A 17,390-nucleotide genomic window follows, 5' to 3' on the forward strand; every position below is an offset into this window, starting at 1 on the left:
TCATTTCCAGGCTGTGTTCATTTCCAGGCTGTGTTCATTTCCAGGCTGTGTTCATTTCCAGGAACGTGTTCTATCTTGACGCTCCGTCAGATGTCGGGTGTGTACGCGGAATCCGGGGCACGGGGAGGACAAGGACGTGGACTTCACCTTCACCGAGGAGCAGCAGGCGGCCGTCGAGGCGGCGAGGGCGGTCTTCTCGGGCGTCGCGCCCGACCAGGTGCCGAGCCCCGCGCTCACCCCTGGCGCGGTGGCCGAGGACTTCGACCGGCCCCTGTGGGCCAGGCTCGCCGGATCCGATCTGCTGAGCCTGGTCCTGGCGCCGGAACACGGCGGAGCGGGCCTCGACCCCGTCGCCCTCTGCCTCGTCCTGCGCGAGGCGGCGAAGGTGCTCGCCCGCGTACCGCTGCTGGAGACCAGCGCGGTCGCGATGGCCGTACAGGCCTACGGCAGCGCGGAGTTGGCCGCCGAAGTCCTTCCCCGTGTCGGCCGTGGCGAGCTGGTCCTGACAGCCGGCGCCAACGGCCGTACCGGCCATGACCCGGCCGAGCTGGCCGTCACCGCGCAGCAGGACGGCGATTCCTGGCTGCTCGACGGGGTCCAGACGGGCGTGCCCTGGGCGCAGAGCGCGGACCGTATCGCCGTGCCCGCGCACACCGGCACGGGCCGCGCCGTTCTCGCCCTGGTCCCCCGCGGCCACGCGGGCGTCACTCTCGCCGACCAGGTGTCCACCAGCGGCGAGCGCTTCGCCGAGGTCCGCCTCGACGCCGTACGGATCACCGCCCACCAGATGATCGACGCCGAGGGCGGGTGGGAGTGGCTGCGCGATCTCCTCACCACCGGCACCTGCGCACTGGCTCTCGGGCTCGGCGAGCGCGTGCTGGCCATGACGAGCGAGTACACGGGCAAGCGTGAACAGTTCGGCTTTCCCGTCGCCACCTTCCAGGCCGTGGCCGTCCAGGCGGCCGACCGCTACATCGACCTGCGCGCCATGGAAGTCACCCTCTGGCAGGCCGCCTGGCGGCTGGCCACGGGATCGCACGGCGCCCTGCCCGCGACGAGCGATGTGGCGGTGGCGAAGATCTGGGCGTCCGACGGCGTACGCCGCGTCGTCCAGACCGCGCAGCATCTGCACGGCGGCTTCGGCGCGGACACCGACTACCCCCTGCACCGCTACCACGCGTGGGCCAAGCAGATCGAGCTCTCACTCGGCCCGGCCGCCGCCCATGAAGAGGCACTGGGCGACCTGCTGGCCGCCCATCCCCTCAGCTGAACCGGCCCGGCCGGGTCACAGGACGAAGGCGGGGTTTCCGCTGTCGGTGACCATCGGGCGTCCGGCGCCGTCCCAGGCGAGCATCCCGCCGTCGACGTTCACCGCGTCCACGCCCTGCTGCACCAGGTACTGGGTGACCTGCGCGGAACGGCCGCCGACCCGGCACATCACATGCACCCGCCGGCCGTCCTCCACCGCTTCGGTGAGCTCACCGAAGCGGCCGACGAAGTCGCTCATCGGGATGTGCAGTGCGCCCTCGACGTGACCGGCCGCCCACTCGTCGTTTTCCCGTACATCCAGCACGAAGCCGTCGGCCGGCACCGCCGCGGCGTCGACGGAAGGAAGGGGGGCGAAATTCATGGGTCATGCCTTCTCTCGTACATACACGTACATACACAGTGTTCTCATCGGCGGGGCTCGTCCGGCAACCTACTGCACCAGTTTCGCCAGATCCGCCTCACGCTCGGAGACCCGCGCGAGCAGTTGCTCGGCGATCTCGTCCAGCAACGCGTCGGGATCCTCGGGCGCCATCCGCAGCATCGAGCCGATGGCACTGTCCTCCAGCTCCTGGGCGATCAGGGACAGCAGCTCCTTGCGCTGGGAGAGCCACTCCAGCCGGGCGTAGAGCTCGTCGCGCTCCGGCTGCTGCTCCTCGGGCACCGGCCCCGCGGCCCACTCCTCCGCGAGCGCGCGCAGCTGGTCCACATCGCCGCGCCCGTACGCGGCGTTGACCCGCGTGATGAACTCGTCCCTGCGGCCCCGCTCCGTTTCGTCCTGCGCCAGGTCAGGGTGCGCCTTGCGGGCGAGCTCGCGGTAGAGCTTGCGCGCCTCCTCGGTCGGCCTGACCCGCTTCGGCGGCTGCACCCGCTGCTCGGTGAGCATCGCCGACGCCTCGGGCGACAGGCCGTCCGAGTCCATCCAGTCGTGAAACAGCTCCTCGACACCGGGCATGGGCATGACGTTGGCCCGTGCCTCGTCCGCCCTGCGGCGGTCCTCGGGGTCCCCGGTACGGGCGGCCGTGGCCTCCGCGATCTGGGCGTCCAGTTCGTCGAGGCGCGCGTACATCGGACCGAGCTTCTGGTGATGGAGCCGGGAGAAGTTCTCCACCTCGACCCGGAAGGTCTCCACCGCGATCTCGAACTCGATCAGCGCCTGCTCGGCGGCGCGCACGGCCCTCTCCAGCCGCGCCTCCGGCCGCTCAGGAGCCTGACCCTGGTCCTGGTCCCGGCGCTGGTGCTGGCCGCCCTGGTCCTGGACCCCGTTCTCGCGCCGGACCCCGTCCTCGCGCTGGTCCTGAGTCCGGCCCCGAGCCGGAACCTGTTCGGTGCCGTCAGCGCCTTCGGCACCCTTGTCGCTGCCGGCGGTCTGTCCACCGGCGGCCTCGTACCCGGCCGCGTGCGGGCCCTGCGCGTCGTCGTTCCGGGTCGTCGGCTCCCCGGGAGCTTCCTGAGTCACCCGCCCAGCGTACGGGCGGCCGGGCCACCCGTGCTCACACCCCCGCTCAGCCCCTCCGCTCAGCCCCTCCTACCCAGACGCGGTCAGGCCCCGGCCGGCCCCTCGTCACACCCCGGACTCGGCGGCTATCCGCCCGCCCTTGACCGCCGCCACCAGATCCGCGTGATCCGCTTCCGTACGGTCCGCGTACACCACCGCGAAACGCGCCACCGCCTCGTCGAACTCCTCGTTCTTCCCGCAATACCCGGCGACCAGCCGCGGGTCGACGCTGTGCGCATGGGCCCGCGCCAGCAGCGCCCCGGTCATCCTCCCGTAGTCGTCCAGCTGACCGGGCTCCAGCGCCGCCGGATCCACACTGCCCTTACGGTTCCTGAACTGGCGCACCTGGAACGGCCGCCCGTCCACTTCGGCCCAGCCCAGCAGACTGTCGCTGACCACCTGCATCCGCTTCTGCCCGAGCACCACCCGCCGCCCCTCGTGCCCGGCCTCCGGTACGTCGAAGCCGGCGAGAGGCAGATACGGCGTCAGCGCGGAGGCACGCGCCTCCTTCACCTGGAGCACCAGCGGCTCGCCCCGGTGGTCGAGCAGCAGCACCACGTACGACCGGGTACCGACGCTGCCTGTGCCGACCACCCGGAACGCCACATCGTGGATCGCGTACCGCGCGAGCAGCGGCAGCCGGTCCTCGGGGAGCGTCCTGAGATACCCGCCCAGCGCCGAGGCGACCGCGGCCGCCTCCCCGTCCGGCACCCGTCGCAGCACCGGCGGTGCGTCCACGAAGCGCCGTGTCCCGCCGGGCCCCTCGGCCGTCGCGCGGGCGGCGAAGCGCGCGCTGGTGTTGTTACGGGCCTTCTCCGCGACCCGCTCCAGCGTGCCGAGCAGATCGCGCGCGTCCGTGTGCGAGACGAGCTCCTCGTCGGCGATCGCGTTCCACGCGTCCAGCACCGGCATCCTGGCCAGCAGCCGCATCGTGCGCCGGTACGCCCCGACCGCGTCGAAAGCCGCCTGCCGGCATATCTGCTCGTCGGCCCCCGTCTGACGCCCTGCCAGCACCAGTGACGCCGCGAGCCGCTTGACGTCCCACTCCCAGGGGCCGACGGCGGTCTCGTCGAAGTCGTTCAGGTCGATGACCAGACGGCCCGTCGCATCGCCGTACAGGCCGAAGTTCGCCGCATGCGCGTCACCGCAGATCTGTGCGCCGGCTCCGGTGACGGGCGTACCCACCAGGTCGTGCGCCATCAGCCCGGCCGAGCCCCGCAGGAAGGCGAAGGGGGAGGCGGCCATACGTCCGACCCGTATCGGAGTCAGCTCCGGCACCCGGCCGCGGTTCGACTCCTCGACCGCCCGCACCGCGTCGGGCCGCTGCGCGGCGAGCACCAGCGAATCGTGCGAGGTCCGGGGCACCCGTGCCCGCAGCGCCTTGCCCCTGTCCTTGGGCGACTCCGTGGGCGAGCCGTCCGCCGTGCACCGGGCGAAGCCAGGCACCACCGGAATACGCCCCTCGGACACCACCGTCTCGTTCCCGGCCATGGTGCGCCGCCTCCCCCCGCTCCAACATCAACTGCTCACGACCGTACCGCCGCCCGCCGACACCCGTCTCCCCCTGTGGACAACTGACAACTGGACAACTGGACAACTGAGGTCAGGCCCCGACGACCACGCGAGCCACCGCGAGTCCGGCCGATGGCCGACCGGCAGACGCGAGCCACCCCCCACCGCAGACGGGGAGCCACCCCACCGCAGACGGGGAGCCACCCCACCGCAGACAGGAGCCGCCCCTACCGCAGCGTGACGACCGTCGCCGTCCCCACGGCCCCGTCCGTCCCGATCGTCCGTACGTCGCTCTCCCGCCCCGCCGCCAGCCGCTCCAGCCCCGCCGCGTCCGGCTGCAGCCGCCCCCGCTCGAAGACGACCAGGCTCACCCGCGTCCCCTCGGGAACCCGCATCGTCCGGTACTGCGCGTACGTCACCGCATCGCACCCGGAGTACCAGCCGAACTCCGGCTCGTACCCCGTCACCACCAGGCATGGCCGCCCCTGCGCCGCCGCCCCGATCTCCCGCGCGACCGGCACCGTCGACCCGGCCAGCCGGGTCGGCCCCGGCATCGCGCCGTGGGCCACCACCTGCGCCGTACCGAGCACCGTGAGCCCGGCGAACGCGGCCACGGCGGCCAGCACGGGCGCACTCCACGCCGCCCCCGCCAGCCCGGCCACCGCCTCCACACCGAGCACGGTGAGCAGAACCACGGCCAGGTAAACGAACCGCGGCTCCCCGTCCGTCGCCATGCCGAGGACCACGAACACCAGCACAGCGGCCGTCCCCAGGAACACCCGCCGCCGGTCGTCCCGCCGCCGGTCGTCCGGCCGCTGCCCGCACCGGCCGCCGCGTCCCGCCAGGACCCGCCGCAGCGCCGCCCCGGCCGCCCACAGCCCCGCGGCCATCACCACCGCACCGAGGTCCCCCGCCAGCCGGTACGGAAAGACCGCCAGGTAGTAGACGAACCCGTCGCCCACGTACGCGCGATTGGCCTGCGAAGTCGCCGAGAGGATCATCCCGAGCGGCGAGCCCGTCTCCCGTACGGCATGCCAGAAGTGCGGTACGAGCCCCATCACCAGCACCACGGCCGCCCCCACCAGCCGCCGCCCCTGGGCCATCCACGCGCGCGGGCCGTACGCAAGGACCGCCGCCAGCCCCACAGCGAGCAGGTTCCCCACCACGCCGTACCGCAGATAAAAGGCAGCCAGCGCCACCGCCGACACCCCCCACAGCGCCCGCGACCCCTCCTTCTCCTGCGCCCGCACCAGCAGAAAGACGACGATCAGCAGCAGCCCGGTCGCCCCGATGTCATTGAGGTACTCCGGCACCCTGCGCAAAAACCCCAGCCCGCTCAGCAGCACCACCACGATCACCACCGCGCGCCGCCGCGAGGTCCAGGCGGCCGCGACGAGATACGTCACCGTCAGCGTCCCCAGCACCAGTACGAGCGTCACCGCACGCAGGGCCCCCACCCCGTCGGCAACGCCCGTCCCGCCACCCGCACCGCCGTACAGCCACAGCGCGAGCGCCCCCAGTGCCGGAAGCCCGACGGGCCGGTAGACGCCCCACCCGGCGTCCGGCGTCCCCTTCACCCAGGAGCGCGCCTTGTTCGCGTACACCGCTTCCTCATGACCGAGGTACGGCTCGAAATCCTGCAGCACCGCCCACACCCCGGCGGCCACCGCCAGCACCCCCACGACGTACGCCCGGACAGGCACCCGCCGCAACACGTCCAGACCCCGCAGCCACCGCGGGGGTATTCGCTCCCCCCACAGTGGCCTGGATATGAGCCAGGCCGGGCCCGCGACGAGCAGGTACGGCCACGGCTGACACCCCGGCAGCCATCCGCCGAATCCCGCCACCAGCAACGCCTGCTGAGCACCGGCCAGCGCCGTGAACACCACGGCCACCACACCGGCGGCCTTCCTACGGGCCACCACGAACTCCCCCGCCCCGAAACCGACCGCAAGCAGCAACAGAAACGGGCCTCATCGTGATCGACGATGAGGCCCCATCCGCGCCAGCCTAACGTTCGCGCCGGCAGGCGATGACGCGGCCGCCCCACCTGCCGCTACCCCGCCGGTGCACGCTCCGTACGCCCGTGCCGACGCTCACCTCGAGGGCTCGGGGGCGATCTCCTCGATCAGGCCCTCGACGAGCGTCTTGATCTCGTCGCGGATCGGGCGTACGGCCTCAACGCCCTGCCCGGCCGGGTCTTCCAGCCGCCAGTCGAGGTAGCGCTTGCCGGGGAAGACGGGGCACGTGTCGCCGCAGCCCATCGTGATGCAGACGTCCGACTCCTTCACGGCCTCGGCCGTGAGGATTTTCGGCGTCTCGGCGGAGATGTCGATGCCGACCTCGCGCATCGCCTCGACGGCGGCCGGGTTCACGGCGTTACCGGGGCTGGACCCCGCCGAGCGGACCTCGACGCGGTCTCCCGCCAGGTGGCTGAGCCAGGCGGCGGCCATCTGGGAGCGGCCCGCGTTGTGGACACAGACGAACAGCACAGAGGGCTTCTCGGACATCAGGGATCTCTCTTGTCTCACGACGGAATCAAGCGCCGGGGACATCAGGCACCGGGACATCAGGCGCCGGGACATCAGCACCCGATGGCACAACACCCGATGGCATCAGCGGCCACTGATGTGACAGTATCAGCCCATGATGACGTCAGTCGACACTGAACTGATCCGGGTGCTGGCCGATCCGCTCAGGCTCCGGATCGTGACCCTGCTCGCCCGCGAGACCCTCTGCACCACGCACCTGGTCGAGGAGACCGGCGCCCGGCAGACGAACCTCTCCAACCACCTGCGCGTCCTGCGCGAGGCCGGGGTGGTGGAGACCGAGCCGTGCGGCCGGTTCACCTACTACAAGCTCCGGCCCGACGTCATCGCCCACCTGGCCGACCAGTTCGCCGAGCTGGCCGAAGCCTCCCGTACCGCCGCCGAGAACAAGAGGGCCTGTCCGTGACCCGCACCGAAGCACCCGCGACCACCGACGAAGCCTCGGTCGTCGCGAAGCTCTCCACACTGGACCGCTTTCTGGCCGTGTGGATTCTTCTTGCCATGGCACTGGGACTGGGCCTCGGCCGCCTGATCCCGGGCCTCAACGACGCCCTCGCCAAGGTCGAGATCGGTGGCATCTCACTGCCCATCGCCGCCGGCCTGCTGATCATGATGTACCCGGTCCTGGCGAAGGTCCGCTACGACAAGCTCGACGCGGTCACCGGCGACAAGAAGCTCATGATCTCGTCGCTCGTCATCAACTGGATCGCCGGCCCGGCGATCATGTTCGCGCTGGCCTGGATCTTCCTGCCGGACCTGCCGGAGTACCGCACCGGCCTGATCATCGTCGGCCTCGCGCGCTGCATCGCCATGGTCATCATCTGGAACGACCTGGCCTGCGGCGACCGTGAGGCCGCCGCCGTCCTCGTCGCCCTGAACTCGGTCTTCCAGGTCATCGCGTTCGGCCTGCTCGGCTGGCTCTACCTCGACCTGCTGCCCGGCTGGCTCGGCCTCGGCGAGGGCGAGCACCTCGACATCTCCATGGGGAAGATCGCGCTCAACGTCGTGATCTTCCTCGGCATCCCGCTCGTCGCCGGCTTCCTGACCCGCCGCTTCGGCGAGCAGAAGATGGGCCGGGAGAAGTACGAGAACACCTTCCTGCCGAAGATCGGCCCCTGGGCGCTGTACGGCCTGCTGTTCACGATCGTCATCCTCTTCGCCCTCCAGGGGAAGACGATCACCTCGCAGCCGCTGGACGTGGCCCGGATCGCGCTTCCGCTGCTCGTGTACTTCGCCCTGATGTGGTTCGGCACGTTCCTGCTCGGCAAGGTCATCGGCCTGAATTACGACCGCACCGCGACCCTCGCCTTCACCGCGGCGGGCAACAACTTCGAGCTCGCCATCGCGGTCGCCATCGCCACCTTCGGCGTCACCTCCGGCCAGGCCCTGTCGGGTGTCGTCGGCCCGCTGATCGAGGTGCCGGCCCTGGTCGCGCTCGTGTACGTATCCCTGGCCTGGCGCAAGAAGTTCGCACCCACAGCCATCACCACCACCCGGTAGGCAGCGCGCCCCTCCGCGCACGGCGTGGCACCCTTGACGTCCACGCGTCAGGAAGGTGCCAACGGCGTGTCAGAACGGGGAGGGACATGGCGGACCGGGACGCGGCCGAGGCGTACCTGGAGGGGTACGCCCAGATCCTGGCCGGTGCCTGCGCCACCGGCAGGCGGCTGACCCGGAACGAGCTGGCGACGCTGCGGGCGCAGGGTGAGCGGGCCGCCGAGGCCGGCCTCGGACTGCGCTTCCTGGTGCGCGCCCACCTGTCCGCCGCCCAGGACGTACGGGCGAGCCTGCGGGGCGCGAGCGCCGACCACCTCCTCGCGGCGGTGGAACAGGCCGTGGACGCCTTCGCCGAGGGCCATGAGCGGGCCCAGCGGCTCGCGATCCGCCAACAGGAGGCCGCCCGGCGGGAGTTCATCGACGACCTGCTCCACGGGCGCAGCGACGCCGGTCGGCTCGCCGAACGAGCCGAGCGTTTCGGGCTGTTGCTGTCCCACGCGCACGCGGTCGCCGTGGCCCGGGGCACCGAACCGTACGAAGACGGCTACGCGGTCACCCGCGGCATCGAGGCGTCCCTGGCGGCCCGTTTCGCGAACCGCCGGATCCTGCTCACCACGAAGAACGGCCGGCTCATCTGCATCGCCCCCGGCGACGAGGCCGACGTCCTCGGCTTCTTCGCCGAGCAGGCGTACGCGGCGACCGACGGCGGCCAGGTGGCCATCGGCCGCCCCCACCCGGGCGTCGGCGGAGTGGTCCACTCCTACGAGGAGGCACTCAACGCCCTCGACCTGGCCGCCCGCCTGCCCCTGGAGGCCCCGGTGCTGCACGCCGCGGACCTCCTGGTCTACCCGGTCCTCACCCGCGACCGGCAGGCGATGGCCGACCTGGTACGCAGCGTCCTCGGCCCGCTCCAGCAGGCCCGCGGCGGAGCGCAGCCGCTGATCGACACCCTCGACGCGTACTTCCACACCAGGTGCGTGGCCGCCGAAGCCGCCCGCCGGCTCTCCCTGAGCGCCAGGGCGATGACCTACCGGCTGGAGCGGATCCGCCGGCTGACGGGCGCCGACCCCGGTGACCCCGGCGACCGCTACACCCTGCAGACGGCGGTGGTCGGCGCCCGCCTGCTGGACTGGCCGGACCAGCCGCTGTGACCCTTCGCGCCGTACCGGGGCCCGCGCAGGAGCCGGTTCAGCGCTGTGCGGGCGTCCCCGGACCGGTACGAGGCTGCGGGTGCCTGCCGAGCAGTTCGGCCAGCCCCCGGCGGGTGGCGGCCAGGACGACACGGTCCTGGGACTGGAGTACGTAACCGGGGTGGAGGTCCCAGACCAGGCCGGTGGGGCGCTGTTCGCCGTCGGCCGGGTGCGGGGTGGACAGGTCGGGGCGCCGGTCGGCGGGGGCGGTGGTGTCCAGGGCGAGGACGCGCCAGGCACCGGGCCGGAAGGTTTCCGCGACGGTACGGCCCTCCAGTTGCGGGTAGCCGGCGACCACGAGTGCGGCGAAGACGAGCACTTTGCGTTCGACCGGTATGGCGCCGAGGATCTGGCGGCCCATCATCGCTCCGGCGAAGGCGGGGGCGGCCAGGTGGGAGACGCTGCGGCTGCGGGTGAGCGCGTCGGGGTGGGCGGCGCGCAGGGTGCGGTAGACGGCGGTGGCAAAGTCGTCGTCGTACAGCCGCAGCGCGACGCGCAGGTCCGCCTTGACCGTACGGGCGTAGAGGGCGGCCTCCAGGTTGGTGGTGTCGGAGGACGTCAGGGCGAGCAGGGCGTGCGCGCGGTGGATTTTCGCCGCTTCCAGGACGCCCTCCTGCGTCACGTCGCCGATCACGGTCGGGACGCGCAGGCGGCGGGCCAGCGCGACACCGCGTGCCTCGGGGTCCTCCTCCACGCACACGACGGGGATGTCGAGGTCGCGCAGCCGGGCCAGGACCCGGGTGCCGATCTTGCCGAGGCCGAGCAGGACGACGTGGCCGGCCAGGCCGCGCGGCGGGCGGCGCAGGGCGGCGGCACCGCGGAACGTGCCCAGCGCCTCCAGCCCTCCGGCCACCAGGAGCGGCAGGAGGGCGAGACCGACCAGTCCGGACAGGAGCTGGAGCACTTGCCGGGCCGTGGACTCGCCGACGGCGGGGTCGTTGATGGAGAAGAGGTCGAGAAGGGTGATGTAGGCGGCGTGCAGGAGCCCGTCGTCCGTGACCTGCCAGGCGGCGACCGCCAGGGCGAGGACCGCCAGGCCGGTGCCGGCGACGGCCCAGCGCAGGCGGCGGGAGAAGAGCTCGGAGAGCGGGACACCCCGGCCCGCCAGACGGCCGGCCGGCAGGACCGGGCCGGTGTGGGTCACCGTTTCGAGGACGATGGTTCCGCGCCCGGTGGCGGCGGTGACGGTGCGGGGGTCGGGCAGCAGTTGGGGCCCTGCCGTGCCGCTGCTGTCCGAACCCTCCTCCCCGGCCGGGTCGTTGGTGGTCGCGGAGAGCAGGGCGAGGGTGCACAGGCCGGGATCGGCGACTTCGCCGCGTCCGGGCGGGGTGCGTTCCACCGCACGCAGCAGCAGCCCGTCGGCGTGGACGACCTTGCTCGTGCCCGCGACGGCGGTGGCGGCCAGGGCGGGCGCCGCGGTGTCGGCGTCGGAGAGGACGGTGGTGGACGCGTCGAGGGCGGCGGCGTCCAGGTCCGGCAGGGCGACGAAGGCGGCCTGGTCGAGGAGTTCTTCCAGGTGCTGGCCGAGCTTGCGGTTGTAGAGCCGGATGACCAGGCGCAGACCGGGGTTGAGGCGGCGGGCCGCGAGCGCGGCCCGGATGTTCGTCTCGTCGTCGTCGTAGACGAGCGCCAGTGCGGCGGCCCGTGCCACGCCCGCAGAGGCCAGCACCGCCTCGGTGGGCTCGTCGGCCTCCACGGTGGCGGGATCAGCCGCCTCGGGGGCGGGTGGCGTTCCTGTCATGGCGGCGGACACCCGCCCCAGGAGGGCGGAGGCCCGGCCCTGCCCCGGCACGGCGAGCCGGGGGCCGAGCGCCGGTCCGCCGCCGGGCCGGACCAGCACGACCCGCTCCCGGTAGACGTCGCGGAGCTCCGCGGCCAGCCGGTGGGCCAAGGCGTCGTCACCGCACACGATCATGTGTCCGGCCGGCGCACTGTCCGTGGAGCGCTGAGGGGGAAGTGAAGGCACCTGCGTAGAGTGCCTCGCCCGGTGCGGGGATCGCACGGGAATCCCCCGGCCCGCCCGCCGTCGCCCAAAAAGAAGAGTGGCCGCTGAACTGGTCAGGCGGCGTACTGTCCCAGCACCTTACTCATCCCGGCCAGCACGGACGGCTCCACGCGGTAGTACACCCAGGTGCCCCGGCGCTCGGACGTGAGCAGCCCCGCTTCCTTCAGCTTCTTCAAGTGATGGCTGACGGTGGGCTGGGAAACGCCGACGTCGGAGATGTCGCACACGCATGCCTCCCCGCCCTCGTGCGACGCGACCGCCGAGAAGAGCCGCAAGCGAACGGGATCGCTGAGTGCCTTGAACATCGCGGCGGTGCGTACTGCTTCGTCCGCGGTGAGGGGGCGCTCGTTCAGCGGCGGGCAGCAGGGCACGATGTCCGGCTCCAGCAGCGGCAGGACCTTTGCGTTCGACATACGTCTATGTTGACACGCATCGAACCAACCTCACCCCTCCAGACCCGGAACCAGCAAGATTAATTCGACACGCGTCTATGTTGACAAGGGTCTATGCAGGTGCGAGCCTCATGACATAGACACACTTCGATACAGGGACGTGTCGCCCTTACGGTCGCGCCCCCACCTCCCCAACAGCCCCGCCACCAAGGAGACCGCAGTCATGAGCGAGCAGAAGCTTCCGGTCGTCGTGATCGGCGCCGGCCCGATCGGCCTGGCCGCCGCCGCCCACCTCGTCGGGCGCGGCATCGAGCCCCTGGTCCTGGAGGCCGGAGCGGCCGCGGGCGCCGCCGTCCGCGAGTGGAGCCACGTGCGGCTGTTCTCCACCTGGGCCGAGGTCGTCGACCCGGCGGCCGAGAAGCTGCTCGCCCCGACCGGCTGGTCCGCGCCCGACGGTACGACGTACCCCTCGGGCGGTGACTGGGCCGCGGACTACCTCCAGCCGCTCGCCGGCGTCCTGGGCGACAAGGTCCGTTTCGGTGCCCGCGTCACCGGTGTGTCCCGCCTCGGCCGCGACCGGGTCGTGGACGCCGGCCGTGAACAGCAGCCCTTCACCGTCCACGTCCTGAACACCGACGGTACGGAGGAGCGGCTCACCGCCCGCGCCGTCATCGACGCCTCCGGCACCTGGTCCACCCCCGGCCCGATCGGCGGCGACGGCCTGCCCGCCCTCGGCGAGCGCGCGGCCGCCGACCGCGTCTCCTACCGCGTACCCGACCTCAACGACCCTGTCGTACGGGCCCGTTACGCCGGCAAGCGCACGGCCGTGATCGGCTCCGGCGCCTCCGCGTTCACCGCGCTCGCGTACCTGGCCGATCTCGCCAAGGAGACGGACGGGACGCACACGGTGTGGATCCTGCGGCGCGGGATCGGCGGTGACACGTTCGGAGGCGGCGGAGCCGACCAGCTTCCGGCGCGTGGCGCGCTGGGCCTGGCCGCCAAGGCGGCCGTGGACGACGGGTACGCCTCCGCCGCCACCGGCTTCCGCATCAGCGCCGTCGAGAAGTCCGGCGACCAGGTGGTCCTCGTGGCGCAGGACGGCCGCCGGCTCGACCCGGTCGACGAGGTCATCGTCCTCACCGGGCTCCGCCCCGACCTCTCGTTCGTCTCCGAGCTCCGCCTCGGCCTCGACGAGCGCCTCCAGGCACCGGCCGGGCTGGCCCCGCTGATCGACCCCAACCAGCACTCCTGCGGCACGGTCTACCCGCACGGCGTGAAGGAACTGTCCCACCCCGAACAGGGCATCTACCTGGTCGGCATGAAGAGCTACGGCCGCGCGCCGACGTTCCTCGCCATGACCGGTTACGAGCAGGTCCGCTCCATCGCGGCCGCCCTCGCGGGCGACCAGGAAGCCGCCGAACGCGTCGAACTGACACTCCCGGAGACCGGCGTCTGCGGCGGCGCGGGCCTGTTCGACGAGCCAGGTGCGGCCGAGCCCCAGGGTGGAGGCGGCTGCTGCGCCGCCCCCTCCACCTTCCAGATCGGCTCAGGGGCCCCGGCCACTTCCGGCGGCTGCTGAGCTCCCCACCCCACTCACCCGGCAGGAGGCACACCATGTCGCGCGTACAACTCGCCCTGCGCGTCCCCGACCTCGCCGCGTCCATCGCCCGCCTGTCCCACGCGGGCCTGACCACGGCGGAGTAGAGGGACACCACCTGTTGCTACGCCCTCCAGGACAAGGTCTGGGTCCACGGACCCGGCCGGGAACCCTGGGAGGTGTACGTCGTCAAGGCCGACGCCGGCACCCTGGCCAAGCAGCAGGGCAGCACCTGCTGCGGCTGACCTCCGCACCACCCGACCCACACCACTCGATCCGGACAACGCGAAACGGACAACGCGAAACGGGCCTCCGCGGGCGACTTCCGTCACCTGCCGAGACCCGTTTCGTCGGTTTCTCAAAAGTGCGCGAGGGGGGATTTGAACCCCCACGTCCCTAAGGACACTGGCACCTGAAGCCAGCGCGTCTGCCGTTCCGCCACTCGCGCATGAGTGGTGCCGTTCGATTCTCTCACTGGTTTGTGCGAGCGCCTGACGACATGCAGAAGATTAGCACGGTGGCCAGGGTGGATTCACACCCGTTGTTCAGGGGGACCCGAGGAGGGGAACGAGGTGGGGAACGAGGAAGGCAACGACGCAGGGCGACGGCAAAGGAACGCCGCCGCCCGTCACCCACTCCTCCAGAGTGCTCCCCGGGTGCGGGACACTGTCAGTGGGCCACCTCTACGATCCCTGTGAGAGGTGACACTCATCCACTGTGCAGACAAGGGGAACCAGCCGATTTCCCGACGCGTGGATACGATCAGTAAGCAGTACCAGGACGACAACGACGGAGGAGGTGCCCCATGGGAGTCCTGAAGCGTTTCGAGCAGCGTCTCGAAGGTCTGGTCAACGGCACCTTCGCCAAGGTCTTCAAGTCCGAGGTCCAGCCCGTCGAGATCGCCGGCGCCCTCCAGCGCGAGTGCGACAACAACGCCACCATCTGGAACCGCGAGCGGACCGTCGTCCCCAACGACTTCATCGTCGAGCTCTCCACCCCGGACTACGAACGGCTCAGCCCGTACTCCGGCCAGCTCGGCGACGAGCTCTCCGGCCTGGTCCGCGACTACGCGAAGCAGCAGCGCTACACCTTCATGGGCCCCATCAAGGTCCACCTGGAGAACGCCGACGACCTCGACACCGGTCTCTACCGCGTACGCAGCCGCACCCTCGCATCGAGTACGTCGCAGTCCGCCCCGCCGCAGAGCCCGGCCCCCGGCCGTCCCGCCCCCGCACCCGCCGCCCCCCGTGGCGGCGGCTACGGCTACCCGCCGTCGACCGCCCCCGGAGCGCCCCCCATGCCCGCGGCCCCGCCGCCCGGCGCCAGGCCCGGCGGACCGGCAGCCGTATCCGGCAGACCGGCCGGCGCGGGCCCCGGCCCGATGCCGGGCACGCAGACGCGGCGCTGGATCGAGATCAATGGCACCCGCCATCAGATGTCCCGCCCGACGCTGGTGCTGGGCCGCAGCACCGAAGCAGACGTGCGGATCGACGACCCCGGCGTATCGCGCCGGCACTGTGAGATCCGGACCGGAACGCCCCCGACGATCCAGGATCTCGGGTCCACCAACGGGATCGTGGTGGACGGACAGCACACCACCCGCGCTACGCTCCGCGACGGCTCGCGGATCGTCGTGGGCAGCACGACCATCGTTTATCGGCAAGCCGAAGGGTGAAGCGGGGGCAATGTCAGAGCTGACCCTGACGGTCATGCGGCTAGGTTTCCTGGCCGTACTGTGGCTGTTCGTGATTGTGGCCGTCCAGGTCATCCGCAGCGATCTGTTCGGTACGCGGGTCACGCAGCGCGGCTCACGCCGCACCGCGTCCGCCGACGCCAGACCGCAGCAGGCCGGACGCCAGCAACAGGCTGCGGCACCGCCGCAGCAGCGCCAGCGCCGCGGCGCCCCCACAAAACTGGTGGTGTCCGAAGGCACACTCACCGGCACGACGGTGGCCCTCCAGGGGCAGACCGTCACGCTGGGGCGGGCGCACGATTCGACGATCGTGCTGGACGACGACTACGCGTCCAGCCGTCATGCCAGGATCTACCCGGACCGTGACGGCCAGTGGATCGTCGAGGATCTCGGGTCCACCAACGGCACGTATCTCGACCGGACCCGACTCACCACCCCGACCCCCATTCCGCTGGGCGCGCCGATCCGCATCGGCAAGACCGTCATCGAGCTGCGGAAGTAGTACGAAAATGAGCGAGCGGAGCGAGCGAGCCGCGGCGGTCCCCACAACGGATCACCGCGGGCTCCCGACCGGAGGGTGGGCACCGTGCGGATGTACCCGGAGCCGACGGGCGAGGTGCGCATGAGTCTGTCACTGCGCTTCGCCGCCGGATCGCACAAAGGCATGATCCGGGAAGGCAACGAGGACTCCGGTTACGCCGGCCCACGCCTTCTCGCCATCGCCGACGGCATGGGAGGGCAGGCCGCCGGCGAGGTGGCCAGCTCCGAGGTCATCTCGACCCTGGTCACCCTCGACGACGACGTACCCGGCTCGGACATCCTGACCTCGCTCGGCACCGCCGTGCAGAGCGCCAACGACCAGCTGCGCATGATGGTCGAGGAAGACCCCCAACTGGAGGGCATGGGCACCACGCTCACCGCCCTCCTGTGGACCGGTCAGCGCCTCGGCCTCGTACACGTCGGCGACTCACGGGCGTACCTCCTGCGCGACGGCGTACTGACGCAGATCACCCAGGACCACACCTGGGTGCAGCGCCTCGTCGACGAGGGCCGCATCACCGAGGAAGAGGCCACCACCCACCCGCAGCGCTCCCTGCTGATGCGCGCGCTGGGCAGCGGCGACCACGTCGAGCCCGACCTGTCCATCCGCGAGGTCCGGGCCGGCGACCGCTACCTGATCTGCTCCGACGGCCTGTCCGGTGTCGTCTCCCACCAGACGATGGAAGAGACGCTCGCCAGCTACCACGGCCCGCAGGAGACCGTGCAGGAGCTCATCCAGCTCGCCCTGCGCGGCGGCGGACCCGACAACATCACCTGCATCGTCGCGGACGTCCTCGACGTCGACGGCAACGACACCCTGGCCGGGCAGCTCAACGACACGCCGGTCGTCGTCGGCGCGGTCGCCGAGAACCAGCTCCAGGCCCACGACGGCGGCGCCATGCAGACCCCCGCGGGCCGCGCGGCGGGCCTCGGTCGGCCCCTTCCCCAGCAGCCCGCACCGGGAGGCGCCTTCGGCCCTCCCGGCAGTGGTGACAACGGCGGCTACGGAGGTGCCCCCGACGGCACCTTCGGCGCGTACAGCGACGAGGACTTCCTCAAGCCGCGCACCGGCCGCAAGTGGCTCAAAAGATCCTTCTTCGTGTTCCTCGCGCTCGCCGTCGTAGGCGGCGGGCTGTACGGCGGCTACCGCTGGACCCAGACCCAGTACTACGTCGGCGCCAACGACGAACACGTCGCGCTCTACCGGGGCATCAGCCAGGACCTCGCCTGGGTCTCCCTCTCGAAGGTCGAAAAGGACCACCCCGAGATCGAACTCAAGTACCTCCCGCCCTACCAGCGCAAGCAGGTCGAGGAGACCATCACCGAGGGCAGCCTCGCCGACGCGCGCGAGAAGGTCACCGAACTCGGCACCCAGGCCTCCGCGTGCAAGAAGGACGAGGAACGCCGCAGGATCGAGCGCGAGAACCGCGAGAAGGCAGAGCGCGAAAAGGCAGAGCGCGAGAACGACGCTCGTACGGGCGAGGGCGAAGCCGGCGGAACAACCGGCTCCGGCGCCACCACCCAGACCACCAAGACCCAGAAAATTCCGACGGCTACAGCTCCGCCCACTCCTGGCCCCAGCCTCTCCGAGGAAGAGCAGAAGCTGGTCTCGCAGTGCGGTAAGCCGTAAAGCCGTAGGGGGCCTTACCAA

At 71.4% G+C, this 17,390-nt stretch carries 15 protein-coding genes, 1 tRNA gene and 1 pseudogene; 9 read left to right on the forward strand and 8 right to left on the reverse strand.

Annotated elements, in window-relative coordinates; all coding sequences use genetic code 11:
• Nucleotides 1-136: 136 nt before the first annotated feature.
• Nucleotides 137-1,270, forward strand: a complete 1,134-nt coding sequence (locus tag G412_RS0102295; protein WP_028810648.1) for an acyl-CoA dehydrogenase family protein — start codon at nucleotides 137-139, stop codon at nucleotides 1,268-1,270.
• Nucleotides 1,271-1,285: 15 nt separating this feature from the next.
• Here the strand turns inward: G412_RS0102295 and G412_RS0102300 are convergent, their stop codons facing one another.
• From G412_RS0102300 to G412_RS0102320, 5 genes are all read right to left on the reverse strand, one after another.
• Nucleotides 1,286-1,630, reverse strand: coding sequence for a rhodanese-like domain-containing protein (locus G412_RS0102300; RefSeq protein ID WP_028810649.1), 345 nt, complete (start codon nucleotides 1,628-1,630; stop codon nucleotides 1,286-1,288).
• A gap of 69 nt (nucleotides 1,631-1,699) precedes the next feature.
• A complete protein-coding gene (locus G412_RS32980; protein ID WP_078606726.1) occupies nucleotides 1,700-2,725 on the reverse strand; it encodes a J domain-containing protein in 1,026 nt (341 codons plus the stop codon).
• Nucleotides 2,726-2,830: 105 nt separating this feature from the next.
• Nucleotides 2,831-4,255, reverse strand: coding sequence for a DUF2252 domain-containing protein (locus tag G412_RS0102310; protein WP_028810650.1), 1,425 nt, complete (start codon nucleotides 4,253-4,255; stop codon nucleotides 2,831-2,833).
• 248 nt (nucleotides 4,256-4,503) lie between these two features.
• Nucleotides 4,504-6,198, reverse strand: coding sequence for a glycosyltransferase (locus G412_RS0102315; protein WP_157839047.1), 1,695 nt, complete (start codon nucleotides 6,196-6,198; stop codon nucleotides 4,504-4,506).
• A 174-nt stretch (nucleotides 6,199-6,372) separates the two neighbouring features.
• The gene (locus G412_RS0102320; RefSeq protein WP_028810652.1) at nucleotides 6,373-6,786 is read right to left on the reverse strand and encodes an arsenate reductase ArsC; all 414 of its coding nucleotides are present in this window, start codon (nucleotides 6,784-6,786) and stop codon (nucleotides 6,373-6,375) included.
• Between the two features lie 136 nt (nucleotides 6,787-6,922).
• Here G412_RS0102320 and G412_RS0102325 point away from each other — a divergent pair, with 136 nt between their 5' ends.
• The 3 genes from G412_RS0102325 to G412_RS0102335 all read left to right on the forward strand — a co-directional run bounded on the left by G412_RS0102325 (nucleotide 6,923) and on the right by G412_RS0102335 (nucleotide 9,473).
• Nucleotides 6,923-7,231, forward strand: a complete 309-nt coding sequence (locus G412_RS0102325) for an ArsR/SmtB family transcription factor (protein ID WP_028810653.1) — start codon at nucleotides 6,923-6,925, stop codon at nucleotides 7,229-7,231.
• Nucleotides 7,228-8,325: an ACR3 family arsenite efflux transporter gene (gene arsB, locus G412_RS0102330; RefSeq protein WP_028810654.1), complete on the forward strand. Its 1,098-nt coding sequence runs from the start codon at nucleotides 7,228-7,230 to the stop codon at nucleotides 8,323-8,325. Before G412_RS0102325 ends, arsB begins: the two co-directional genes overlap by 4 nt.
• A gap of 86 nt (nucleotides 8,326-8,411) precedes the next feature.
• Nucleotides 8,412-9,473: a PucR family transcriptional regulator gene (locus G412_RS0102335; RefSeq protein WP_028810655.1), complete on the forward strand. Its 1,062-nt coding sequence runs from the start codon at nucleotides 8,412-8,414 to the stop codon at nucleotides 9,471-9,473.
• Nucleotides 9,474-9,510: 37 nt separating this feature from the next.
• Here the strand turns inward: G412_RS0102335 and G412_RS0102340 are convergent, their stop codons facing one another.
• A complete protein-coding gene (locus G412_RS0102340) occupies nucleotides 9,511-11,427 on the reverse strand; it encodes an NAD-binding protein (RefSeq protein ID WP_037647309.1) in 1,917 nt (638 codons plus the stop codon).
• 143 nt (nucleotides 11,428-11,570) lie between these two features.
• A complete protein-coding gene (locus tag G412_RS0102345) occupies nucleotides 11,571-11,930 on the reverse strand; it encodes an ArsR/SmtB family transcription factor (protein ID WP_028810657.1) in 360 nt (119 codons plus the stop codon).
• Nucleotides 11,931-12,132: 202 nt separating this feature from the next.
• Between G412_RS0102345 and G412_RS0102350 the strand changes: the two genes are divergently transcribed.
• Both G412_RS0102350 and G412_RS41685 read left to right on the forward strand, forming a co-directional pair.
• Nucleotides 12,133-13,488, forward strand: a complete 1,356-nt coding sequence (locus G412_RS0102350; RefSeq protein WP_028810658.1) for an NAD(P)-binding domain-containing protein — start codon at nucleotides 12,133-12,135, stop codon at nucleotides 13,486-13,488.
• A 77-nt stretch (nucleotides 13,489-13,565) separates the two neighbouring features.
• A pseudogene (locus G412_RS41685) lies at nucleotides 13,566-13,751 on the forward strand (glyoxalase/bleomycin resistance/dioxygenase family protein); the annotation flags it as partial.
• A gap of 120 nt (nucleotides 13,752-13,871) precedes the next feature.
• On the opposite strand, the gene G412_RS0102360 reads toward G412_RS41685, so the two are convergent.
• A tRNA-Leu gene (locus G412_RS0102360) sits at nucleotides 13,872-13,954 on the reverse strand.
• Between the two features lie 357 nt (nucleotides 13,955-14,311).
• On the opposite strand from G412_RS0102360, the gene G412_RS0102365 reads away from it, so the two are divergent.
• From G412_RS0102365 to G412_RS0102375, 3 genes are all read left to right on the forward strand, one after another.
• A complete protein-coding gene (locus G412_RS0102365) occupies nucleotides 14,312-15,181 on the forward strand; it encodes an FhaA domain-containing protein (RefSeq protein WP_028810659.1) in 870 nt (289 codons plus the stop codon).
• A gap of 10 nt (nucleotides 15,182-15,191) precedes the next feature.
• The gene (locus tag G412_RS0102370) at nucleotides 15,192-15,701 is read left to right on the forward strand and encodes an FHA domain-containing protein FhaB/FipA (protein WP_028810660.1); all 510 of its coding nucleotides are present in this window, start codon (nucleotides 15,192-15,194) and stop codon (nucleotides 15,699-15,701) included.
• Between the two features lie 120 nt (nucleotides 15,702-15,821).
• Entirely contained in the window at nucleotides 15,822-17,369 is a 1,548-nt protein-coding gene (locus G412_RS0102375; RefSeq protein ID WP_051338082.1) for a Stp1/IreP family PP2C-type Ser/Thr phosphatase, read from the forward strand.
• Nucleotides 17,370-17,390: the final 21 nt, after the last annotated feature.

The sequence above is a fragment of the Streptomyces flavidovirens DSM 40150 genome (assembly GCF_000429085.1).
Lineage (GTDB): Bacteria > Actinomycetota > Actinomycetes > Streptomycetales > Streptomycetaceae > Streptomyces > Streptomyces flavidovirens.

Coding starts and splice junctions, on each gene's coding strand:
- G412_RS0102300 (WP_028810649.1), bottom strand. CDS start 1,630: ATGAATTTCGCCCCCCTTCCTTCCGTCGACGCCGCGGCGGTGCCGGCC.
- G412_RS0102310 (WP_028810650.1), bottom strand. CDS start 4,255: ATGGCCGGGAACGAGACGGTGGTGTCCGAGGGGCGTATTCCGGTGGTG.
- G412_RS0102320 (WP_028810652.1), bottom strand. CDS start 6,786: ATGTCCGAGAAGCCCTCTGTGCTGTTCGTCTGTGTCCACAACGCGGGC.
- G412_RS0102325 (WP_028810653.1), top strand. CDS start 6,923: ATGATGACGTCAGTCGACACTGAACTGATCCGGGTGCTGGCCGATCCG.
- G412_RS0102335 (WP_028810655.1), top strand. CDS start 8,412: ATGGCGGACCGGGACGCGGCCGAGGCGTACCTGGAGGGGTACGCCCAG.
- G412_RS0102340 (WP_037647309.1), bottom strand. CDS start 11,427: ATGATCGTGTGCGGTGACGACGCCTTGGCCCACCGGCTGGCCGCGGAG.
- G412_RS0102345 (WP_028810657.1), bottom strand. CDS start 11,930: ATGTCGAACGCAAAGGTCCTGCCGCTGCTGGAGCCGGACATCGTGCCC.
- G412_RS0102350 (WP_028810658.1), top strand. CDS start 12,133: ATGAGCGAGCAGAAGCTTCCGGTCGTCGTGATCGGCGCCGGCCCGATC.
- G412_RS0102365 (WP_028810659.1), top strand. CDS start 14,312: ATGGGAGTCCTGAAGCGTTTCGAGCAGCGTCTCGAAGGTCTGGTCAAC.
- G412_RS0102370 (WP_028810660.1), top strand. CDS start 15,192: ATGTCAGAGCTGACCCTGACGGTCATGCGGCTAGGTTTCCTGGCCGTA.
- G412_RS0102375 (WP_051338082.1), top strand. CDS start 15,822: ATGAGTCTGTCACTGCGCTTCGCCGCCGGATCGCACAAAGGCATGATC.